Source organism: Thalassospira sp. MCCC 1A01148, assembly GCF_001613795.1.
GTDB lineage: Bacteria > Pseudomonadota > Alphaproteobacteria > Rhodospirillales > Thalassospiraceae > Thalassospira.
In genome coordinates, this window is the sequence record NZ_LPVZ01000020.1 from 1,002,528 (window position 1) to 1,020,935 (window position 18,408).

Below are 18,408 nucleotides of genomic sequence, written 5' to 3' on the forward strand. Positions count from 1 at the left end.
CAGCCAAAGCGCCCTGTCGTCCCCCCAGCGGCAGGGCGCAATTTTCAGGGCAAGCTTTATTCGCCTGCCGCCGTTTGGCAGAAGGTTGCCAGATCAATGTCCTTTTGCGTCACGCCACCGGCATCGTGGGTGGTGAGCGTCATTTCGACCTTGTTATAGACATTGAACCATTCGGGATGGTGATCCATCTTGTCGGCCTTGAGTGCCACCCGCGCCATGAAGCCGAAGGCGGCATTGAAATCGCCAAACTTGTAGACGCGCTTGATTGAAAGCCCGTCATCGGCAAGCGTCCAGCCCGGAAGATCGGCAAGTGCGGTTTCGATGGTGGATTTTTCAAGTTTGCTCATATGGCGTGCCTCCATTGGTTGAAGTCTGCGCGCATTGGAACATAAATCCTGCCATAGCCCAAATCGTCTAGCCCAACAGGCTGTGCACCCGGCTTTGCAGGATTGGCAGAAGGTCGCGTTCAAACCACGGGTTCTTTTTCATCCAGGCGGTGTTGCGCCAGCTTGGATGGGGCATGGGCAGGATGTCTTCGCCAAGGAAGTCGTCAAACTGATGGACGGTTTCGGTCATGGTCTTGGCGCGGCGTTTACCAAGATAGCGTTCTTGCGCATATTGCCCGATCAGAAGCGTCAGACCGATATCGGGCAGATGTTGGCGGAGCGCATCATGCCAGGTCGGGGCGCATTCCGGGCGGGGTGGCAGATCCCCACCGCGCTCAAAGCGGCCGGGATAGCAAAAGCCCATCGGCATGATGGCGAGCTTTGCCGGATCGTAAAAATCATCAACAGATAGCCCCAGCCAGTCGCGCAACCGATCGCCCGATGCATCATTCCACGGCAAGCCGGTTTCATGTACGCGGGTACCGGGCGCCTGCCCGATCACCAGAATGCGTGCCGATTTCGCCATGCGCACCACCGGGCGCGGACCAAGTGGCAAATCCCCCGCGCAGATACGGCATGCACGGACGTCTGCCAGCACCCGATCAAGGGCATCATCCCCGCCCATCGGATCAATTTCAGGCAATTGTCCAGTCAGCCCCGGCATGGGTTATTTGACCTCTTCTTCCGCGATCACCCATTCCTCGGCCGCAGCGGCCGCGTACCATTCCTGCATGTCCGGCAGGGCAAGGATGGTTTCCATATAGGCATTGCCAATCGGATCGAGGGTCACGCCATAGGTTTTGAAGCGCGAAACGACCGGGGCATACATGGCATCGGCTATCGAGAATTGGCCAAACAGGAAATCCCCGCCCTGACCATATTGGGTGCGGCACATCTTGAAGATTTCAGTGATGCGGTTGATGTCCTTGTCCACACCGGCGTTGCGGCCAAGCCCGGCCAAGCTTTTGCGGCAATTCATCGGCATGGAACTGCGCAGCGCGCCAAAGCCGCCATGCATTTCAAGCGACACGGAACGGGCAATCGCACGCACATCGATGTCCAACGGCCAGAGCATGGTGTCAGGCTGGTGGTCTGCGATGTATTCGAGAATGCCAAGCGCCTCCCAGATGGTTTTCTTGCCATCGAAGAAGGCCGGGACCTTGGCACTGGGGGAGAAGACCGGGGCCTTGGCGTGCCATTCTTCGGTGCGCAGCGGAATGAGCTTTTCCTCGAACGCTACGCCAGCGACGCGCAGGCCAAGCCATGCACGCAGCGACCAGGACGAATAGTTTTTATTGCCAATATAAAGCACGGGAAGGTTTTGCATGGTGGGACCTTTGGCGGTTGGCGCGATTGGTATGTCTGATGATAGCGGCGATTACTATCTGGTCTTTGGGCGTCGGGTTCAAGCCAGACATTCAAGCGCGGTTTCAAGTGCAAAGTTGCGTGCTGATTGTGTGAATGAGTTTTGACCCCGGGGGATGGCAGCCGTAAGATCAGACAACATATCTTGTGAACACATCTTGCGTGGGCCGTTGCTGCTGCGCGGCTGCCCATTGCGTTCACCATCACCCGTCACCATCAGGGAAGTCTTAAATTGTTCGACCACATCATCGCACGCGACCCTTCTGCCAACCCGACCCCTATTACCCCCATCCTTGAAAGCGGCTTTGAAAGCTGGCTTGCCACGCAATCCGACGCGACCAAGTCATGGATTGCCGCCAACGGGTTTGAGGGCAAGCGCGGCACGCAACTTTCGCTTCCCGGTGCGGATGGATCGGTCGGGACGGTCCTGATCGGGTACGCTGATGATGCCAAGGCGATCTGGGATTTTGCCGGTCTGCCGAAATCCCTGGCCGCCGGGACCTATGCCCTTTCCGATGATCTGACCGATAAGGACGATCTTTATGAGAAGGCTGCCCTTGGGCTTTATCTGGGTGGGTATCAGTTTGATCGTTATCGCAAGGATGATGGCAAGAAGGACAAGCGCGCCAGGATCGCCCTGCACGATATTGATGCGGCCAAGCGTGCCGAAAACATCGCGCGCGGGATCGGCCTTGCACGCGATCTGATCAATGTGCCTGCCAATGACATGGGCCCGGCAGAGCTTGAAGAAGCCGCCAGTGCGCTGGGCAAGGAATTTGGTGCCAAGGTCAGTGCGATTGTGGGCGAAGAGCTGATCAAGCAAAATTACCCTGCCATTCACACCGTGGGACACGGCAGCGATCGCGCGCCACGCCTGATTGATCTTAAATGGGGTGACGAAAATGCACCAAAGATCACACTGGTTGGCAAGGGCGTTTGCTTTGACACGGGGGGCTATGACCTTAAACCGTCAAGCAACATGATCCTGATGAAAAAGGACATGGGTGGTTCGGCACAGGTTCTTGGCCTTGCGCGCATGATCATGGCGGCCAACCTTCCGGTGCGGTTGCGCGTTCTGATCCCGGCGGTCGAAAACATGGTGTCAGGCCGGGCCTATCGCCCGAGTGATATTTTGCAAACCCGCAAGGGCATTACGGTTGAGGTTGGCAATACCGATGCCGAAGGCCGCATTGTGCTTTCCGATGCCCTGACCGAGGCAGCATCCGAAGACCCCGACATGCTGCTTGATTTCGCGACCCTGACCGGGGCTGCACGTGTGGCACTTGGTCTTGGTCTGCCGGCGCTGTTTTCCAATGACGATGATCTGGCCAACGGGTTAATGGAAACGGGTCTGGCGGAAAATGATCCGCTGTGGCGTTTGCCGCTGTGGGATGATTATCGCAGCCAGCTTGATAGCAAGGCGGCTGACATGAACAATATTTCCGGCAGTCCGTTTGGCGGCGCGATTATTGCCGCCCTGTTCCTTGATCGGTTTGCAGAGGGGGCAAAAAGCTGGGCGCATATCGATCTGATGGCGTGGAACCCGTCTGACCGCCCGGGTCGTCCGACCGGCGGCGAGGCACAGGGCATTCGGGCCGCCTTCAAGCTGATCAAGGATCGTTACGGTAAGTAAACCAAAACGGAAAATACATTTTCCCCAATTACACCTTTGACATCATTGCCGGGGTCAGGTAGAGATTACGTATTCGTAACAAATAAATTGTTGGGCACAAACATGTCGATCGAGATCAAACCGTCTCAGGCGCTTGACCTTTGGCGTATCGCGATTGTTGAGAGTGTGCGTCGGGATTCCCCCGACCTGTCAGCCCGACAGATGGCCTTGTTGCTTAGCGTTTACCTGACCCCGGCACCGCATACCGTGCGCGGTCTTTCCGAGGCGCTTAACATTTCCAAACCGGCAATTACCCGTGCGCTTGATCGTCTGAGCTCCCTTGGCATGGTCAAACGCAAGGTCGATGAAGAAGATCGCCGTTCGGTGCTGGTTCAAAGGACCGTCAAAGGGTCCGTCTTCCTGCGTGAATTCGGCGATATCATCGTCGGCGCCGGTCTTGAGACCGAATAATCCGGTTGTAAAACAAATTTCGGACGTCTGAAACCAGACCGGAAATGATGCCCGAGGGGGCGATTTTGGCGCAAAGTGGCGCAAAACCGACCTTTTAGGACAGCAAAGCTTCCCCATCTTGAATGCATGAAAACTGATATGGCGAAAATTCGCTATATACAGACTGGTTGGTCTGTAGCGTGGCTGACCAAATCTCTGTGACAGAAGGAATTTCTTCCCTCTATATCAACGTGTTACAGGCCCCGTGAACACGTGATGCATGGCATATCGGTGCTAGCGGTCCGATTGCTGGATTATAGGTTGTTCAGGAGATATATGCGGCTTGGCCATGGTTTCGGGCATCTCGATCAGGGCCAAAAGGCCCGCTGCAACGATCAAAACGCCACCGGACAGCCGTGCAATCACGTTATTGCCCCCACGCTTGACCAGCCAGGGCATGACCCGCGCGGCCCCGACCGCATAAATCATTACGAAACTGTAATCAAGAAACACGAAGGTCGCGCCAAGGATCAGCAATTGGGGTGCCAATGGCTCGGCGGGGTCTACAAACTGCGGGAACAGTGCCCCGAAAAACGCAATCGCCTTGGGGTTGCCAGCAGCAACCAGAAAGCCTTCGCGAAACAGACGCAGGGCATTGGCCGGTTCAAAGCAGGTCCGGTTATTCGTTTCGGTACCGGTTTTGATCTTGATTTCCGTGGGCTTGCGAAAGAATGACAGCAAACCGATCACCAGCAAAAACCCAACACCACACCATTTGACGATGGCAAAGGCGGTTACCGATGTTGCCAGGACTGCCCCCAGACCAACCGCAGCAATTACCATCTGGATCATGTTGGCTGTGACATCACCAAGGGCTGTCATCAGGGTGGGGCGTGCGCCATAGCGCAGCGCATGTGACATGCCAATCAGGATGCTTGGCCCCGGTGTCAGGACCAGCAAAAAGACAAGCAGGGTAAAACTGAGCCAGATTTCAAAGGACATGTTGGGGCTACTCCGGTGACGAATGCCCACCGGATATCACACCCCAGATCACAGACAAGTGCCGGTTCGGCAATGGCCCATGCACGAGGCGCGCGCCATGACATCCATCAGGCGCGCCCGGACCGGATCACGGTGCGCAATCAAGACTTAGCGTTTTTTGACGTCGCCCGGCCAGAAATCATAGAACATGCGGATCTGGACAGAACGCAATGTATCGGGCGGAAGAACGCCTTGGGCTGTGCGCAGCAACTTGTTCTGAAGGGCTGCGAAATACCGATTTCCCGCGGGCTGGAACGGGCTGAAAGGCGGTTCCTTGGTGATTTCCTCGCCATTTTCCTTGGCCTGTTCGGCGGCCTCAGCTTCGGCGGCGAGTTCTTCCTCTGTCTTGGGGGGAGGTGGTGGCAGCAAGGCAGGGGCGGTATATTTGAAGCCACGCTTGCCCGGTTCGCGGGTTTCAAAGCGATGTTCGGTATCGCGATACATCAGGCGCTGAAGATCGACCAGAAAAGCGTTGATGACCTTGGGCAGGCGTTGTTCGATGACGCCCACAGCCTGCTTGTTGGTGGCTTCCAGCCAGATGTTAAACACCATCTGACGGATGGCGCCGCTTTTGCGCAGGACCACCGTCAACGAAACCGGATCAGGCACGACAACGGTATCGGGAATTTCCGGGACGGCGGGTTCTTTGTCTTGCTGGGTTTCTGCGCCATCCCCGGACGCAGTACTGGCACGGGCGGGCAGACTGACTGAAAACAATATTACGGCCAGCGCAACGATCAAAGCGCGGCCCCAAAGACGATGTCCGGTTCGATTTTTGATCGCACGTGACAACATATCCACTCTTAATCCTGCCTTTACGGTTCTGTTATTCTTGCCGTGTCATACGGGTTGTAGCCGATCACGGATGACTCTTCTGATCCTACTTACTGACAAATTCTGTCCCCGCAGCCTTAAGATCAAGGGCCGCAGCCAGAAGGGCCTTGGTGTAGGGCTCTGCCGGGTTGTCAAACACATCGGCCGCCGCACCGCTTTCAACCAGTTTCCCGTTCTTCATCACCATGACCCGATGCGACAGTGCACGCACGACGCGTAAATCATGGCTGATGAACAAGTATGCCATTTTATGGCGCGCCTGCAAATCGCGCAGCAAGTCAACGATTTGGGCCTGTACCGACATATCAAGCGCCGATGTCGGTTCATCCAATACGATAAAGCGCGGCTTTAGCACCAGTGCGCGTGCAATCGAGATGCGCTGACGCTGCCCGCCGGAAAATTCGTGCGGATAGCGATCCATGGCATTTTGCGGCAGGTCGACTTCGTCAAGCGCCTCGGCAATGCGGGCTTCACGTTCGGCCTGGGTCAGGTCGGGCGCATGGATTTCCAACCCCTCACCAACGATCTGGGCGATGGACATGCGCGGGCTGAGCGATCCGAACGGGTCCTGAAAGACCACCTGCATGTCGCGGCGCAGTTTGCGCAGATCAGCACCAGAGAACCCGCGGATATCCTGCCCGGCAAAGCGGATATCCCCGCTTGATTTCAAAAGCCTGAGGATCGCCATGGCCAGGGTTGTTTTGCCCGATCCGCTTTCGCCAACGATGCCAAGGGTTTCGCCCTGTTTAAGGGACAGCGAAATCTGATCAACCGCATTCAGATAATGATCGGGCCGCCCAAGGATTCCCTTGCGCCCGATCGGGAACTGAACATGGATGTTGCTGGTTTCAAGCAACTCTGTTGCGTTTTCCGGCAAGGGCGGGGCTTCGCCACTTGGCACGGCCGACAGCAGCTTTTTGGTATAGGCATGCTTGGGCGCATCAAACAGGGTGCGGGCTTCGCCGGCTTCTACAATCTCGCCGTTTTTCATCACGCAGACGGTTTGCGCCATCTTCTGAACAATCTGCAGATCATGGGTGATCAGCAAAAGCGCCATGCCCAGTTTATCCTGCAGGTCCTTGAGCAGTTCGAGGATTTGCGCCTGAATGGTGACATCAAGGGCCGTGGTCGGTTCATCAGCAATCAGGAGTTCCGGCTCGTTGGCAAGGGCCATGGCGATCATCACACGCTGGCGCTGGCCACCGGAAAGTTCGTGCGGCAGGGCCTTAAGGCGCGACGCCGGATCGGGAATACCGACAAGTTCAAGCAATTCAAGAATACGCGCGCGCGCCTTGGCACCGCGCAGGCCCTTGTGGAGCAACAACACCTCGCCGACCTGCTTTTCGATATTGTGCAGCGGATTAAGGGACGTCATCGGCTCCTGAAAGATCATGGAAATCCGGTTGCCACGGATTTTGCGAAGCTTGCGTTCCTTGGCCCCGACCATTTCCTGCCCATCAAAGATGATCGAACCGGACGGATGGCTGGCGCGCGGATAGGGCAGCAATTGCAAAATCGAAAGTGCGGTGACCGACTTGCCAGATCCACTTTCACCGACAAGCGCCATGGTTTCGCCGCGCTCAAGGGTAAAGGACACATCCTTTACCGCAGTGGCATCGGCGAATTTGACCGAAAGATCGCGAACGGCAAGGAGCGGCTGATGGGCGGATTGCGCTGTCATTTTCCTACTCCTTAAAACGTCTTGCGCGGATCAAAGGCATCACGCACCGCTTCACCGATAAAGATCAAAAGACTGAGCATGACGGCGATGGCAAAGAAGGCCGTGATGCCAAGCCACGGGGCTTGCAGGTTGTTCTTGCCCTGGAACAGCAATTCACCAAGTGACGGAGAGCCCGGCGGCATGCCCAGTGACAGGAAATCAAGCGAAGTGAGCGCGACAATCGAGCCATTCAAGACAAACGGCAGGAAAGTGATGGTTGCCACCATCGCGTTGGGCAAAACGTGGCGATACATGATCCGGAAGTCGGTCATGCCAAGCGCACGTGCGGCACGGACATATTCAAAGTTACGCGCACGCAGGAATTCCGCACGGACAAGGCCGGTCAAACTCATCCAGCTAAACAACACGAGGATGAACAGCAACGTCCAGAAACCCGGCGCAAACAGGCTGGCAAGAATGATCAGGATGAAGAGTTGCGGCAGGCCTGACCAGATTTCGATCACGCGCTGAAAACCAAGATCGACCCAGCCGCCGAAATATCCCTGCACTGCGCCTGCTGCAATGCCGATCACGGAACTGACGGCCGTCAGGGCCAGACCGAACAGGATGGAAATCCTGAAGCCGTAGATCAAACGTGCGAGAACATCACGCCCCAATTCATCCGTACCAAGCAAGTGCCGCCATGATGGCGGGGCCGGTTGTGGTTCGCGCATTTCAAAATCGATGGTGTCGTAGGAAAACGGTATTAAAGGCCAGATGGCAAAGCCGTTTTCGGAAATCTTGTTCTGGATATAGGGATCATAAAAATCCGTCTCGATGTCGAAATCCCCGCCATAGACCGTTTCGGGGTGGTCCGATACGATCGGCACGTACCAGTCATCGCCATACTTAACAAAGATCGGTTTGTCATTGGCGACCAGTTCGGCCACCAGACAAATGACAAACAGGATTGTAAAGATCACAAGCGACCAATAGCCACGCTTGTTGGCCTTGAAGTTTGACAGACGACGCTGATTGAGCGGTGAGAGAACGGCATTGAACATGATCAATTCCCCCGCGCTTCAAAGTCGATCCGTGGATCAACCAGATGGTAGCTGAGGTCGCTGATCAGGTTCATGATCAGGCCAAACAGCGTGAAGAAATAAAGGGTTGCGAACATCACCGGATAATCACGGGTCATCACTGCGTTAAACCCAAGCAGGCCCAGACCATCAAGGGAGAAGATCACCTCGATCAGGACCGAGCCGGTAAACAGCATCCCGACCAGCGCACTGGGGAACCCGGCAATGATCAGAAGCATGGCGTTGCGGAACACGTGACCATAGAGCACACGTTTTTCGGTGAGCCCCTTGGCACGTGCCGTCACGACATACTGTTTGTTGATTTCATCCAGAAACGAGTTCTTGGTCAGCATGGTCAGCGTGGCAAAACCCGAAATCGTCAAAGCGATGATCGGAAGGGTCAGATGCCAGAAGTAGTCAACGATCTTGCCCCACAAGGACAGCTGTTCCCAATTTGACGATGTCAGCCCGCGCAACGGGAACCAGTCAAGATAGCTGCCCCCGGCAAAGACCACGATCAGCATGACCGCAAACAAGAAGCCCGGAATGGCAAAGCCAACAATGATTGCAGCTGATGACCAAATGTCGAAATTCGATCCATCACGCACCGCCTTGGTAATGCCAAGCGGAATCGAGATGATGTAGATGATCAGGGTTGACCAGAGCCCCAGTGAGATCGAAACCGGCATTTTATCGACCACGAGATCAACCACGTCGCGGTCCTGAAAATAGCTTTGGCCGAAATCAAAGGTCAGATAGTTCTTCATCATCATCCAGAACCGCTCGTGGGCGGGCTTATCAAACCCGAACTGCACTTCGAGCTGTTTGATGATTTCGGGATCAAGCCCCTGCGCCCCGCGATAGTCCGAGGTCGAGGAGAAATTGTTACCCGACGCCGATGATGCATCTGACCTGCTGCCACCGCCGCTGTCACTGCCCTGATTGGTCACCCGCGCGGTCGAGGAAACGTCGGTTCCCTGCAGTTGGGCAATGACCTGTTCAACCGGTCCGCCCGGCGCGAACTGAATGATCGCGAAGTTCAGCAGCATAATGCCAAACAAGGTCACCGGAATCAGGAGCAAACGGCGCAGAATATAGTTCAGCATGGCCTAGTTCATCCCCATCTGAAGTTTTGCAGCCTTGTCCGGATCAATCCACCAGCGCATGACCGACATCCCCTGGAGCGGGACTTCATCGGGCCGCCCGAAGATGTTCCACCACACCATGCGATCACCGCCGAGATAGTATTGTGGAATGACATAATCCCCCCACAGCAACACCCGATCGAGTGCGCGGGTGGCGGCAACCAGTTCTTCCCAGCTGTTCGCAGACGTAATGTTTTCGATCATCGCATCAACCACGGGGTTCTTGATCCCGGCGAAGTTGCGCGATCCCGGCTGATCAGCGGCCTCGGAGCTCCAGAACACGCGTTGCTCGTTGCCCGGTGTCAGAGACTGTTGCCACCAGAAGGTCGTGACTTCAAAATCAAAGGCCTGAATGCGGTTCACCCATTGGCCGGTATCAATCAGGCGGATATCCATTTCGACGCCCAGCTGTTTGAGGCGCGATTTGACCACCAGCGCAATCTTTTCGAGTCCGGGTTGGCGAATGATCAGTTCGAAACGGAATGGCTGACCCGTTTCCTTGTTCACCAGAACCTTGTCGCGCACTTCCCAACCGGCTTCGTTGAGCAGTGTCATCGCTTCACGCAGGGCTTCGCGGCGACCGTTGGGCGCATCGAAATCTGGCAGGGTATAGGGTTCGGTAAACAGTCTGGCTGGCAGTTGATCACGATACGGTTCCAGCAGGGCCAGTTCATCGCCCGTGGGAATGCCGGTTGCCGCCAGTTCGGAGTTCACAAAGAAGCTGTCGGTCCGGCTATATGCCCCATAGAACATGGCGCGGTTGAGCCACTGGAAATCAAAGCCATATTGCAACGCGCGCCGAACACGCTGATCCGAAAAGATCGGCAGGCGATTATTCATCACATAGGCCTGCATTCCGACCGGCAGATTATCGGGCATGAATTCCTTCTGGATGTCGCCGCGTTCCACCGCCGGGGTGTTATAGGCGGTGTTCCAGTCCCGGGATGAATGCTCTGAGCGGATCATATATTCCCCGGCAAGGAACGCCTGACGCTGTACTTCGGGGTCAAGGTAGGTGTCGTACTGAATGGTATCGAAATTGTTCTGCCCGCGATTGACGGGCAAATTCGCCGCCCAGTAGTTGGGGTCACGTTCATAGGTGATGCGACGGCCTGCCTCGATGCTGGCAACTTTATAAGCCCCGCTGCCAACCGGGATTTCGAAGGTGGTTTTGGCGAAGTCCTTACCGTCCCAGAATTTCTTGGGCATGATCGAAATGCCCGCCACGGTCAACGGCGTTTCGCGATTGTTCCCCGGTTTGAAAGTGAATTTGACGGTGAGTTCGTCAATGATTTCGGCCCCTTCGATCTGTGAGAAGACCTGTCGATAGACCGGACTGCCCTTTTCCAGCAGGATTTCATAGGAGAACTTCACATCCTCGGCGGTGATGTCGCTGCCATCCTGAAATTTTGCACGCGGGTCAAGGTGGAAGATGGCAAAGGATCGGTCCTGCGGGAGTTCGATCTCGCGGGCGATGAGGCCATACATCGAAGAGGGTTCATCGGCACTGGAAACCATCAGGCTATCGTAAATCAGGCCTATGCCCGCCGCTGCATTGCCCTTGAGCGTGAAGGGGTTAAGCGTATCGAAGGCAACGATGGAAGATTGCAACAGCTTGCCGCCCGTGGGCGCATCCGGATTCACATAATCAAAATGATGGAAGTCCGGGCCGTATTTCAGATCACCATAAAGCGAGATGCCATGTGACCGCGTGGTCAGCGGCGCCAGATCAGTCTCGTCCACGGCCACTGTCGGGGCCGGATTGATGTTTGGTTTGCTGTCTTCCTGCGCATGTATGCCTGTGGATGGCAGAACGGCGGCAAGCAGGGTGAAGGCGCTGGCAAAAAGGATGGATGTCATGGCCGCGCCCAGCCGCCCCCTGCCCGGCATTTTCATGCTGGCTGCATACGAAATCATGTGATTATCGTCTTTCCCCTGATGCAAGCTGATGCCTGTTGTCTCTGTTTTACTATGTGAGCTTACACTGCAGGACGCAATCAATGGTCACCAATTGTCTTGGCCAATCATGATGCGACTGTGAATATTGCCACACGAGAACTATCTGATACTCACTATTAAATCGTTCAATTTCAAGGCACCATCACGTGACCTTGCTGTTTTCCATGTCTTTTTTCGACAGTTTCTGCCGTCCGGTTTCAAGCTTGATCTCGGTCATCAACCAATCACGGAACGCCTTGACCTTGCGCCGTTCCAGTCGCCCGCGCGGATAACTCAGCGAATAGGCATAGGGGCTATCAACCGGCAAATCGAACGGGACGGTCAATCGATTGGTCACGACATATTCCCCGATCATCGCCGGATCGGAAATGACCACGCCAAAGCCACTTGCCGCAGCCTCCATCGCCATATCAAGGGTGGCGAAAACCGGGCCCTTTGAACCATCGACCCCCTTGATACCCGTCCCTTCGAGCCAGATGCGCCAGTCTTCACGCTGGGCAGAGCAATGCAACAATGTGACACGGGCAAGGTCTTCGGGTGTTTCAAGTTGCTTGGCCAGGTCGGGATGGCACACCGGCAACAGACGTTCGCCGGTCAGGAATTCATGGACAAGCTGTTCGTTGCCGTGATCGGCAAAACGGATGGCGATATCGACCTCGTTGAAATCAACAGAGGCCAGATCATCGTTATAGGTGCCCAACTGGACCTGAAAATCGGGGTATTCCATCTGAAACCGCCCCAGACGCGGCACGATCCAGCGCATGGAAAATGTCAGCGGGGCGGTGACGGAAAGCAGCGTGTCATCCGCACGGTCTTCGACCTTGGCAACCGCGTCTTCCATGGCATCAAAGGCCGGCGTCAGTGATTCCAGAAGGTTGCGCCCGGCACGGGTCAACCGAAGGCTTCTGTGGTGGCGTTCGAAAAGCTGCCGCCCGAGCACCTCTTCGAGATGCTGCACCTGTCGACTGACAGCCCCTTGGGTCACGTTGAGCTCATGTGACGCTTTGGTGAAACTTTCGAGCCTTCCGGCCACTTCGAAGGCCCTGAGCGCGTTTAACGGTAACGGACGGCGTTTCATGACAGCTGCTTTGCATGATAAAAACTCATACCATGATGACAAAAGGTGGTTTGAGCGCAAGCCTTTTTTCAATTAACCCTGAGTTTAACGAGAGTATAGACACACGCATCATGGATGCACGGGCCGCTGAAGTGTTGAGAGCAGGCCTCGTTTTAAAAGGATTAGAACAATGGTTGCTATCACCAAAGACGCAGGCGCATTCGCCACCACCCGTCGCCATCACAATACCACCAGCCTGCTGGATCTGCCGCGCACCTGGTTCAAACGCCACGACCTGCGCCAGAAACTTGCAGACATGGATGCCCACATGCTGCGTGATATCGGCTGGACCGTCTACGACGCAAAACGCGAAGCGGCCAAGCCGTTCTGGAAAGCTTAACCCGCGCAAAAGCGCATAACCGAGTGTTTTGTCATGCAGAACAATGTAACCCCGCTGCACAGCGCAATTACTTTCCCGCTTCAGGTTCTGATCGAAGCCCTGATGGATGCGTGGAAAGGCATCAGCCTTAAATAAGGCTTTGCACCCAAGATCCCTGAGCGCAATTCCAGCCTCCCCCCGTTGGAAAGTGCGCATGTAAATGCCGGTCACATCCCCTTGTGACCGGCATTTCTTTTTGCACCAACACAGGCGAGAAATCGCAGACGTGCCGGGTTATTTTTTCGGGGGATAGCGCAAATACATCAGGTTTGCGGCATTGAGCACCGAATACATCACCGCAAATTGCGCGTTGAATTCGAACTTTTCGGGCTTCGGATCGAACATCGCGTAGATTTCATCAATCGAGCGCTTGCCATCAATCCGCGACAGGATGGCGGGGGATGCCGACGGCATGGTGCGGGTGACCGCAAGTCCGGTAAATGTGATCTTGATATTGCCGGTTTTGGCAACCGAACGCGCCAGCGACGGACCATCAACACGGGTAAAAGTCGGGATCAGTTCCGGCGATGGCACCGGTGGTTTGACCTTGTTCTTGGCCTTTACGACATAGAAGGTGTGCTTGGTAATATTGCCTGCCATCAGTTCGGCAAGAGCCGCGCGTTCGCGAAACGGCACATGAACCGCCCTATCAAGCACATCATGGCGCGAACAATAGGTGGTCGGGTCATAGCGCATTGGTTCGATAAAGTTTTGCAGGCGCAGACCGGCGGCCTCGACAAAATCAAAGACCTCATCGACGCGATAGGCGCGATCCTGTTGATGCAACAAAAGGTCATAGAAACCGGCATCGCCACCATGAATATGGTCGCCAACAAACGGGTTGCGCTTGAGCCAGTTGGTGCCGGGCAGCGAATTAAACAGCGCCTTGCCGAAATTCAGGCGCTTGGATCCGCCGGCCTCGGCATTCAGGCGTTCCATCATTTCCTGCATGTGATAGACGCCCTGACGACCCAACTCGCCATAGACCATCAGACCCATGCCACCATCGGGTTTGAGCGCATCGGCAAGCGCCTTGAGCCCGGCATCTGGATCCGGCAGGTGATGGAGCACCCCGCAGCAATCAATATAGTCAAACGGACCATATTCAGCGGCCAGATCCACAAAGGACCCGGTCACAAAGGTAACGTTCTTTTCCAGGCTGCGGCGTTTGATCCGCGCTTCGGCAATGGCGCGCGAACTTTCGGAAAGGTCGATATAGACGATCTCGGCCTTGGCCTTGCGATCGCGGGCCTGCTGGGCCAGCATGACCAGCGCATCGCCAGTCCCGCCACCCGCGACGAGAATTTTGATCTTGCCGCTTTTGGTCTGTGCGGATGGATCGCGCCCGCCAAAGACGAAATGCACAACCTCGTCCCAGTTGCCCGGTGACCCGGTGATCAGGCGTTTGTCCTCATCCTCGGGACTACGTTCCGGATAGGGATAGCTTTCATACTGATCGCGCGTCTTTTGAGAAGACGGAACGTGATCGGGCCTGTTTTTATCGTCGGGCATTGCGGCGAAATCCGGCATCGAAGTGGTTGGGACGCCAGTATCCTATACCAACGAATTAATGAAGGAAATCCACGTATTTACCTGTTTGGACGACAATCAATCACCAATTTGCCGGTTGCGGTACGATCCCGGATCGACGCCAAGGCGTCCATCGCGTCTTCAAGGCGATACACCGCAGAGATCATCGGGCGGATTTCCCCGGATTTCAGGCGATCCAGAAGTTCTGTCATGCCCTGTTGTGCAATAACTGCGTTCTGTTCGAGATAGGCACCAAAATAAAAGCCAATCGCGGTGACGTTTTTGACCAGCAGGATATTGGCCGGGATTTGGGGCACCGCGCCACTGGCAAACCCGATCAGAAGCATGCGCGCGCCGGGCGCAACGCAGCGCAGGCTTTGATCAAACACATCGCCACCAACCGGATCATAAACCACGTCTGCACCTTTGGGCTGCCCAAGTGAGGCCGTGATTTCACGCACCCGGTCACGGATATTTTCGGATTTGTAATCAATGACATGATCTGCGCCATGATCACGCGCGATCTGGCATTTGTCCGCGCCGCCCGCCGTGGCAATAACCGTCGCGCCCAAAAGCTTGGCGCATTCAACCGCGGTCAGGCCAACCCCGCCAGCCGCCCCATGAACCAGAACAATCTCGCCCGGCTTGACGTCTGCGCGATATTTCAGAGCAAACCAGCTGGTGCCATAGGCAATCTGAAAGGCAGCAGCATCGTTGACATCAACACCATCGGGCAAGGCGATGACAAGACTGGCATCGGCAATGACCATTTCGGCGTAACCACCCCAGTCGGGCATCGCCATCACCGCATCGCCGGGCTTAACATTGGTCACACCATCCCCAATGGCGCGCACGGTGCCACTGACTTCAAAGCCCGGAGAAAAAGGGCCGCTGGGGCGCTTTTGATATTTGCCCTGCAAGATCAGGGTATCGGCGAAATTGACACCGCAGACTGCGATATCGATCAGAACCTGACCGGGTTGCACCACCGGATCGGGCACATCACGCCATTGCGGTTCTTCGCCAAATGCGTCGCAGATCCACGCCTTCATGCCGATTTTCCTGCCTGTTGTTGTGTTGGTTTCGGGCAGTTTGGCGGTTGGGCCCGCTGCAGACAAGGCGACAAAGGACTAAACCCGCCACGCAAATGACGGATCGATCAATCGGGAAAGCCGGATATCAGAAAATGCGCTGACGCTTGCGTTTGCGGGTCAGCAGAAGAAGGATCGCGGATGGCACAAACAGGACGACAAGTGCTGGCGCAAGGAGGACAGGCACAAAGATCGTGTCCCACACCCACACAGAGATATAGCGCTGAACGACCGATTGCAGCAGGTTGAGGCTGCCAGCATCAAGGCGATACCAGAGCTCGCCTGCGGCGACCAGTCGAAAACTGCCTGTCTGAAGCGCGGTGATGGAATCATCAACCAGCACGGCGATGCTGGCAAATAACAGGATCCATCCCAACGCCCGGAAAAACCACATTATCCTCTCCAAACTACCTGTCAGGGTCGGTATATTAGCAAAAAACACCGGAACCCTAACGGGTCTTTGCCGCCGCCGTAAAGGGGCACATGACGTACCCCGGCCGACACAGCGATTGGAAATCCTGACCTCAAACCTTACGGATGAGACATCAACAAGAAGTAAAGATTATGGCAACGCCTTCATTGCCAAAGGTTTCAGGCGGTTAAACCGTGGGTAAACACCCCGCGCCACAGGCCCATTTGCGGCGATTTCAGCAAAGTAAAAAAAGAGGCTTATTGGGCCTTGTCAAGCGCGGGCGTCTCGGCTAATGTCCGCCCGCTTTCGCGATATATCAAAGATCGCATGTGGAGAGGTGGCCGAGTGGTTTAAGGCGCACGCCTGGAAAGCGTGTTGGGGTGTAAGCCCCTCAGGGGTTCGAATCCCCTCCTCTCTGCCATTGACCAGAAAGCCTTTTTCCAAGCATACAAAAACGACCAGTTGCCCCCCGAATGTGGCGTCAGCAATACTCAGACATGCGATGTCTTTGGCGCGGCTCCTGACAGCAGGCTGTCAGGGGGATTTGTTCATGATGTCCTTTTGCACGGAGGCATGATGATCAAATACCTTTATCCTGACGGCAGCCATTGTTACCGCGCGCTGCATACAGCGCACGCAGTCTTTCGCAATGCGGATGGCAAGCTGATCGCCCGGGCCGAAAAGGCCGATGGGTCAGGCAAGTATGAGTTTGAAATCGCGGGCTTTGAGCTTTTGAGCCCGGGTATCGTTTATGACTGATCTAGCCGTTTTCTGAATCCCCGGCCGCATTCATCGCAGCCAGCCATTTGCGCAAGAGCCCGTCAAGCTGGTCGAGCTCTTCGGGGTTTAGTGCTTCGAGTATCTGATGCTGGTTGGCGACATGTTCTGTAACGGCAGCGTCGATCAGCTCAAACCCCTGGTCGGTTAGGGCAATGACAAAGCCGCGACCATCTTCGGGGTTGCGTTGACGGGTAATCAGCCCGGCCTTTTCCAGCCGGTCAAGGCGGTTGGTCATGGTGCCCGATGTCACCATGGTCCAGTCAATGAGTTCTGACGGGCTAAGCGCATAGGGCGGGCCGGACCGACGCAAGGTTGCCAGAACATCAAAACTTGCCAGTGACAGATCGTATTTTTTGAAAACACGTTCATGTGCAGCACTCAAATGGCTGCGCAGATGACCTATCCGACCAATGACACCCATTTGGGTGACATCAAGGTCAGGCCTTTCACGGCGCCACTGCGCAAGAATGCGATCAACTTTATCCATGGTCAGGGTCCAAACTATTCACATGATCGTTCCGGTCGCCCGGATTTGTGCGGATAGGCGACGCAAATCCGCGGGAAGAATTAACATCTTTCTAGGTCTTGCCGAACTTTTATCTTGACGTCAAGATTTCTAAATATATCTTGAAGTCAAGATAAATGGAGACGCCACCATGAACCGAACAACTGATTTATGCCTCACCGCACTTGCTCCAATCATTTGGGGCAGTAGCTATATCGTCACCACGGAGATGTTGCCCGATGGGTTTCCACTGACCGTGGCCCTTTTGCGCGCGCTGCCTGCCGGCTTGATCCTGTTGCTTGTGGTCCGGCAATTGCCGCCCGCCGGCTGGCGCACACGGGTATTTATTCTGGGTGCGCTTAATTTCGCAGTGTTCTGGTCGATGCTGTTTGTCGCAGCCTATCGCCTGCCCGGCGGGGTGGCAGCAACACTTGGCGCGATTCAGCCATTGCTGGTGCTGTTTTTGGCCCGCTTCGCCCTTGGATCGGGCATTACGATTCTGGGTGTTATCGCGGCAATTTCGGGATTGATCGGGGTCGCGATGCTTGTGCTTGGCCCGACAAGCAGCCTTGATCCCATTGGCATTGCTGCCGCCCTTTTCGGTGCTGCATCCATGGCTGCCGGCACCGTGATGACACGCAAATGGCAACCCCCTGTATCACCGCTGACCTTTACGGCCTGGCAATTAACCGCAGGCGGGCTGCTTTTGATCCCGGTAGCACTGATCATTGAACCGGGCTTTCCGATGCCGACGCCTGTCAATCTGGTCGGTCTGGTGTGGCTTGGCCTGATCGGGGCGGCACTGACCTATTTCCTGTGGTTCCGGGGTATTGCGCGCCTTGGCCCGACGACGGTGACAAGCTTTGGCTTTTTAAGCCCGACCAGTGCGGTTTTGCTGGGCTGGGTAATCCTGGGCGAGGCGTTAAGCCCGCTTCAGATGACTGGTGTGATTGTCGTGCTTGTCAGCATCTGGCTTGGTCAGCGCGCCGCCCGACCTGCGCCCGCACCGATCAAGAGCCCGATCACCGAACCAGCCCCGCGCACCACCTAAAAACGAAAC

At 55.7% G+C, this 18,408-nt stretch carries 20 protein-coding genes and 1 tRNA gene; 7 read left to right on the forward strand and 14 right to left on the reverse strand.

Annotated elements, in window-relative coordinates; translation table 11 throughout:
• Window positions 1-56: 56 nt before the first annotated feature.
• The 3 genes from AUQ43_RS14045 to AUQ43_RS14055 all read right to left on the reverse strand — a co-directional run bounded on the left by AUQ43_RS14045 (window position 57) and on the right by AUQ43_RS14055 (window position 1,713).
• Window positions 57-347, reverse strand: a complete 291-nt coding sequence (locus tag AUQ43_RS14045) for a 4a-hydroxytetrahydrobiopterin dehydratase (RefSeq protein ID WP_062957325.1) — start codon at window positions 345-347, stop codon at window positions 57-59.
• Between the two features lie 67 nt (window positions 348-414).
• Complete coding sequence (locus AUQ43_RS14050; protein WP_062956849.1) at window positions 415-1,050, reverse strand: uracil-DNA glycosylase family protein; 636 nt, start codon at window positions 1,048-1,050, stop codon at window positions 415-417.
• A 3-nt stretch (window positions 1,051-1,053) separates the two neighbouring features.
• Complete coding sequence (locus AUQ43_RS14055) at window positions 1,054-1,713, reverse strand: glutathione S-transferase family protein (protein ID WP_062956850.1); 660 nt, start codon at window positions 1,711-1,713, stop codon at window positions 1,054-1,056.
• On the opposite strand from AUQ43_RS14055, the gene AUQ43_RS20460 reads away from it, so the two are divergent.
• From AUQ43_RS20460 to AUQ43_RS14065, 3 genes are all read left to right on the forward strand, one after another.
• Entirely contained in the window at window positions 1,712-1,858 is a 147-nt protein-coding gene (locus AUQ43_RS20460; RefSeq protein WP_198157171.1) for a hypothetical protein, read from the forward strand. The genes AUQ43_RS14055 and AUQ43_RS20460 overlap by 2 nt on opposite strands.
• A 125-nt stretch (window positions 1,859-1,983) precedes the next feature.
• On the forward strand, window positions 1,984-3,384 hold the full coding sequence (locus AUQ43_RS14060) for a M17 family metallopeptidase (protein WP_062956851.1): 1,401 nt from the start codon (window positions 1,984-1,986) through the stop codon (window positions 3,382-3,384).
• A gap of 102 nt (window positions 3,385-3,486) precedes the next feature.
• Window positions 3,487-3,834 (forward strand): MarR family transcriptional regulator, encoded by a 348-nt coding sequence (locus AUQ43_RS14065; RefSeq protein ID WP_062956852.1) that lies wholly within the window; start codon window positions 3,487-3,489, stop codon window positions 3,832-3,834.
• A gap of 273 nt (window positions 3,835-4,107) precedes the next feature.
• Here the strand turns inward: AUQ43_RS14065 and AUQ43_RS14070 are convergent, their stop codons facing one another.
• From AUQ43_RS14070 to AUQ43_RS14100, 7 genes are all read right to left on the reverse strand, one after another.
• Window positions 4,108-4,815 carry a LysE family translocator gene (locus AUQ43_RS14070; RefSeq protein ID WP_062956853.1) on the reverse strand — a complete coding sequence of 236 codons (708 nt, stop codon included), beginning with the start codon at window positions 4,813-4,815 and terminating at the stop codon, window positions 4,108-4,110.
• 147 nt (window positions 4,816-4,962) lie between these two features.
• Window positions 4,963-5,649, reverse strand: a complete 687-nt coding sequence (locus tag AUQ43_RS14075) for a hypothetical protein (protein WP_062956854.1) — start codon at window positions 5,647-5,649, stop codon at window positions 4,963-4,965.
• A gap of 85 nt (window positions 5,650-5,734) precedes the next feature.
• Complete coding sequence (locus AUQ43_RS14080) at window positions 5,735-7,369, reverse strand: ABC transporter ATP-binding protein (protein WP_062956855.1); 1,635 nt, start codon at window positions 7,367-7,369, stop codon at window positions 5,735-5,737.
• Window positions 7,370-7,380: 11 nt separating this feature from the next.
• Window positions 7,381-8,412 (reverse strand): ABC transporter permease, encoded by a 1,032-nt coding sequence (locus AUQ43_RS14085; protein ID WP_062956856.1) that lies wholly within the window; start codon window positions 8,410-8,412, stop codon window positions 7,381-7,383.
• 2 nt (window positions 8,413-8,414) lie between these two features.
• Window positions 8,415-9,536: a microcin C ABC transporter permease YejB gene (locus AUQ43_RS14090; protein WP_062956857.1), complete on the reverse strand. Its 1,122-nt coding sequence runs from the start codon at window positions 9,534-9,536 to the stop codon at window positions 8,415-8,417.
• A 3-nt stretch (window positions 9,537-9,539) separates the two neighbouring features.
• Window positions 9,540-11,492 (reverse strand): extracellular solute-binding protein, encoded by a 1,953-nt coding sequence (locus tag AUQ43_RS14095; RefSeq protein WP_232310682.1) that lies wholly within the window; start codon window positions 11,490-11,492, stop codon window positions 9,540-9,542.
• A gap of 184 nt (window positions 11,493-11,676) precedes the next feature.
• On the reverse strand, window positions 11,677-12,612 hold the full coding sequence (locus AUQ43_RS14100; RefSeq protein WP_062956858.1) for a LysR substrate-binding domain-containing protein: 936 nt from the start codon (window positions 12,610-12,612) through the stop codon (window positions 11,677-11,679).
• A 169-nt stretch (window positions 12,613-12,781) separates the two neighbouring features.
• On the opposite strand from AUQ43_RS14100, the gene AUQ43_RS14105 reads away from it, so the two are divergent.
• A complete protein-coding gene (locus AUQ43_RS14105) occupies window positions 12,782-12,991 on the forward strand; it encodes a DUF1127 domain-containing protein (protein ID WP_062956859.1) in 210 nt (69 codons plus the stop codon).
• Between the two features lie 273 nt (window positions 12,992-13,264).
• On the opposite strand, the gene AUQ43_RS14110 is transcribed toward AUQ43_RS14105, so the two are convergent.
• The 3 genes from AUQ43_RS14110 to AUQ43_RS14120 all read right to left on the reverse strand — a co-directional run bounded on the left by AUQ43_RS14110 (window position 13,265) and on the right by AUQ43_RS14120 (window position 16,045).
• Window positions 13,265-14,542, reverse strand: a complete 1,278-nt coding sequence (locus AUQ43_RS14110) for a bifunctional 2-polyprenyl-6-hydroxyphenol methylase/3-demethylubiquinol 3-O-methyltransferase UbiG (RefSeq protein WP_062957327.1) — start codon at window positions 14,540-14,542, stop codon at window positions 13,265-13,267.
• Between the two features lie 77 nt (window positions 14,543-14,619).
• Window positions 14,620-15,612, reverse strand: a complete 993-nt coding sequence (locus AUQ43_RS14115) for an NADPH:quinone oxidoreductase family protein (RefSeq protein ID WP_062957328.1) — start codon at window positions 15,610-15,612, stop codon at window positions 14,620-14,622.
• Between the two features lie 127 nt (window positions 15,613-15,739).
• Entirely contained in the window at window positions 15,740-16,045 is a 306-nt protein-coding gene (locus tag AUQ43_RS14120; protein ID WP_062956860.1) for a hypothetical protein, read from the reverse strand.
• A gap of 349 nt (window positions 16,046-16,394) precedes the next feature.
• Between AUQ43_RS14120 and AUQ43_RS14125 the strand changes: the two genes are divergently transcribed.
• Together AUQ43_RS14125 and AUQ43_RS14130 are read left to right on the forward strand one after the other, a co-directional pair.
• Window positions 16,395-16,484: transfer RNA gene (locus AUQ43_RS14125), tRNA-Ser, on the forward strand.
• Window positions 16,485-16,636: 152 nt separating this feature from the next.
• The gene (locus tag AUQ43_RS14130) at window positions 16,637-16,822 is read left to right on the forward strand and encodes a hypothetical protein (protein ID WP_232310683.1); all 186 of its coding nucleotides are present in this window, start codon (window positions 16,637-16,639) and stop codon (window positions 16,820-16,822) included.
• A gap of 1 nt (window position 16,823) precedes the next feature.
• On the opposite strand, the gene AUQ43_RS14135 is transcribed toward AUQ43_RS14130, so the two are convergent.
• Window positions 16,824-17,330, reverse strand: coding sequence for a MarR family winged helix-turn-helix transcriptional regulator (locus AUQ43_RS14135; RefSeq protein ID WP_062956861.1), 507 nt, complete (start codon window positions 17,328-17,330; stop codon window positions 16,824-16,826).
• Window positions 17,331-17,499: 169 nt separating this feature from the next.
• Between AUQ43_RS14135 and AUQ43_RS14140 the strand changes: the two genes are divergently transcribed.
• Window positions 17,500-18,399 (forward strand): EamA family transporter, encoded by a 900-nt coding sequence (locus AUQ43_RS14140; RefSeq protein WP_062956862.1) that lies wholly within the window; start codon window positions 17,500-17,502, stop codon window positions 18,397-18,399.
• Window positions 18,400-18,408: the final 9 nt, after the last annotated feature.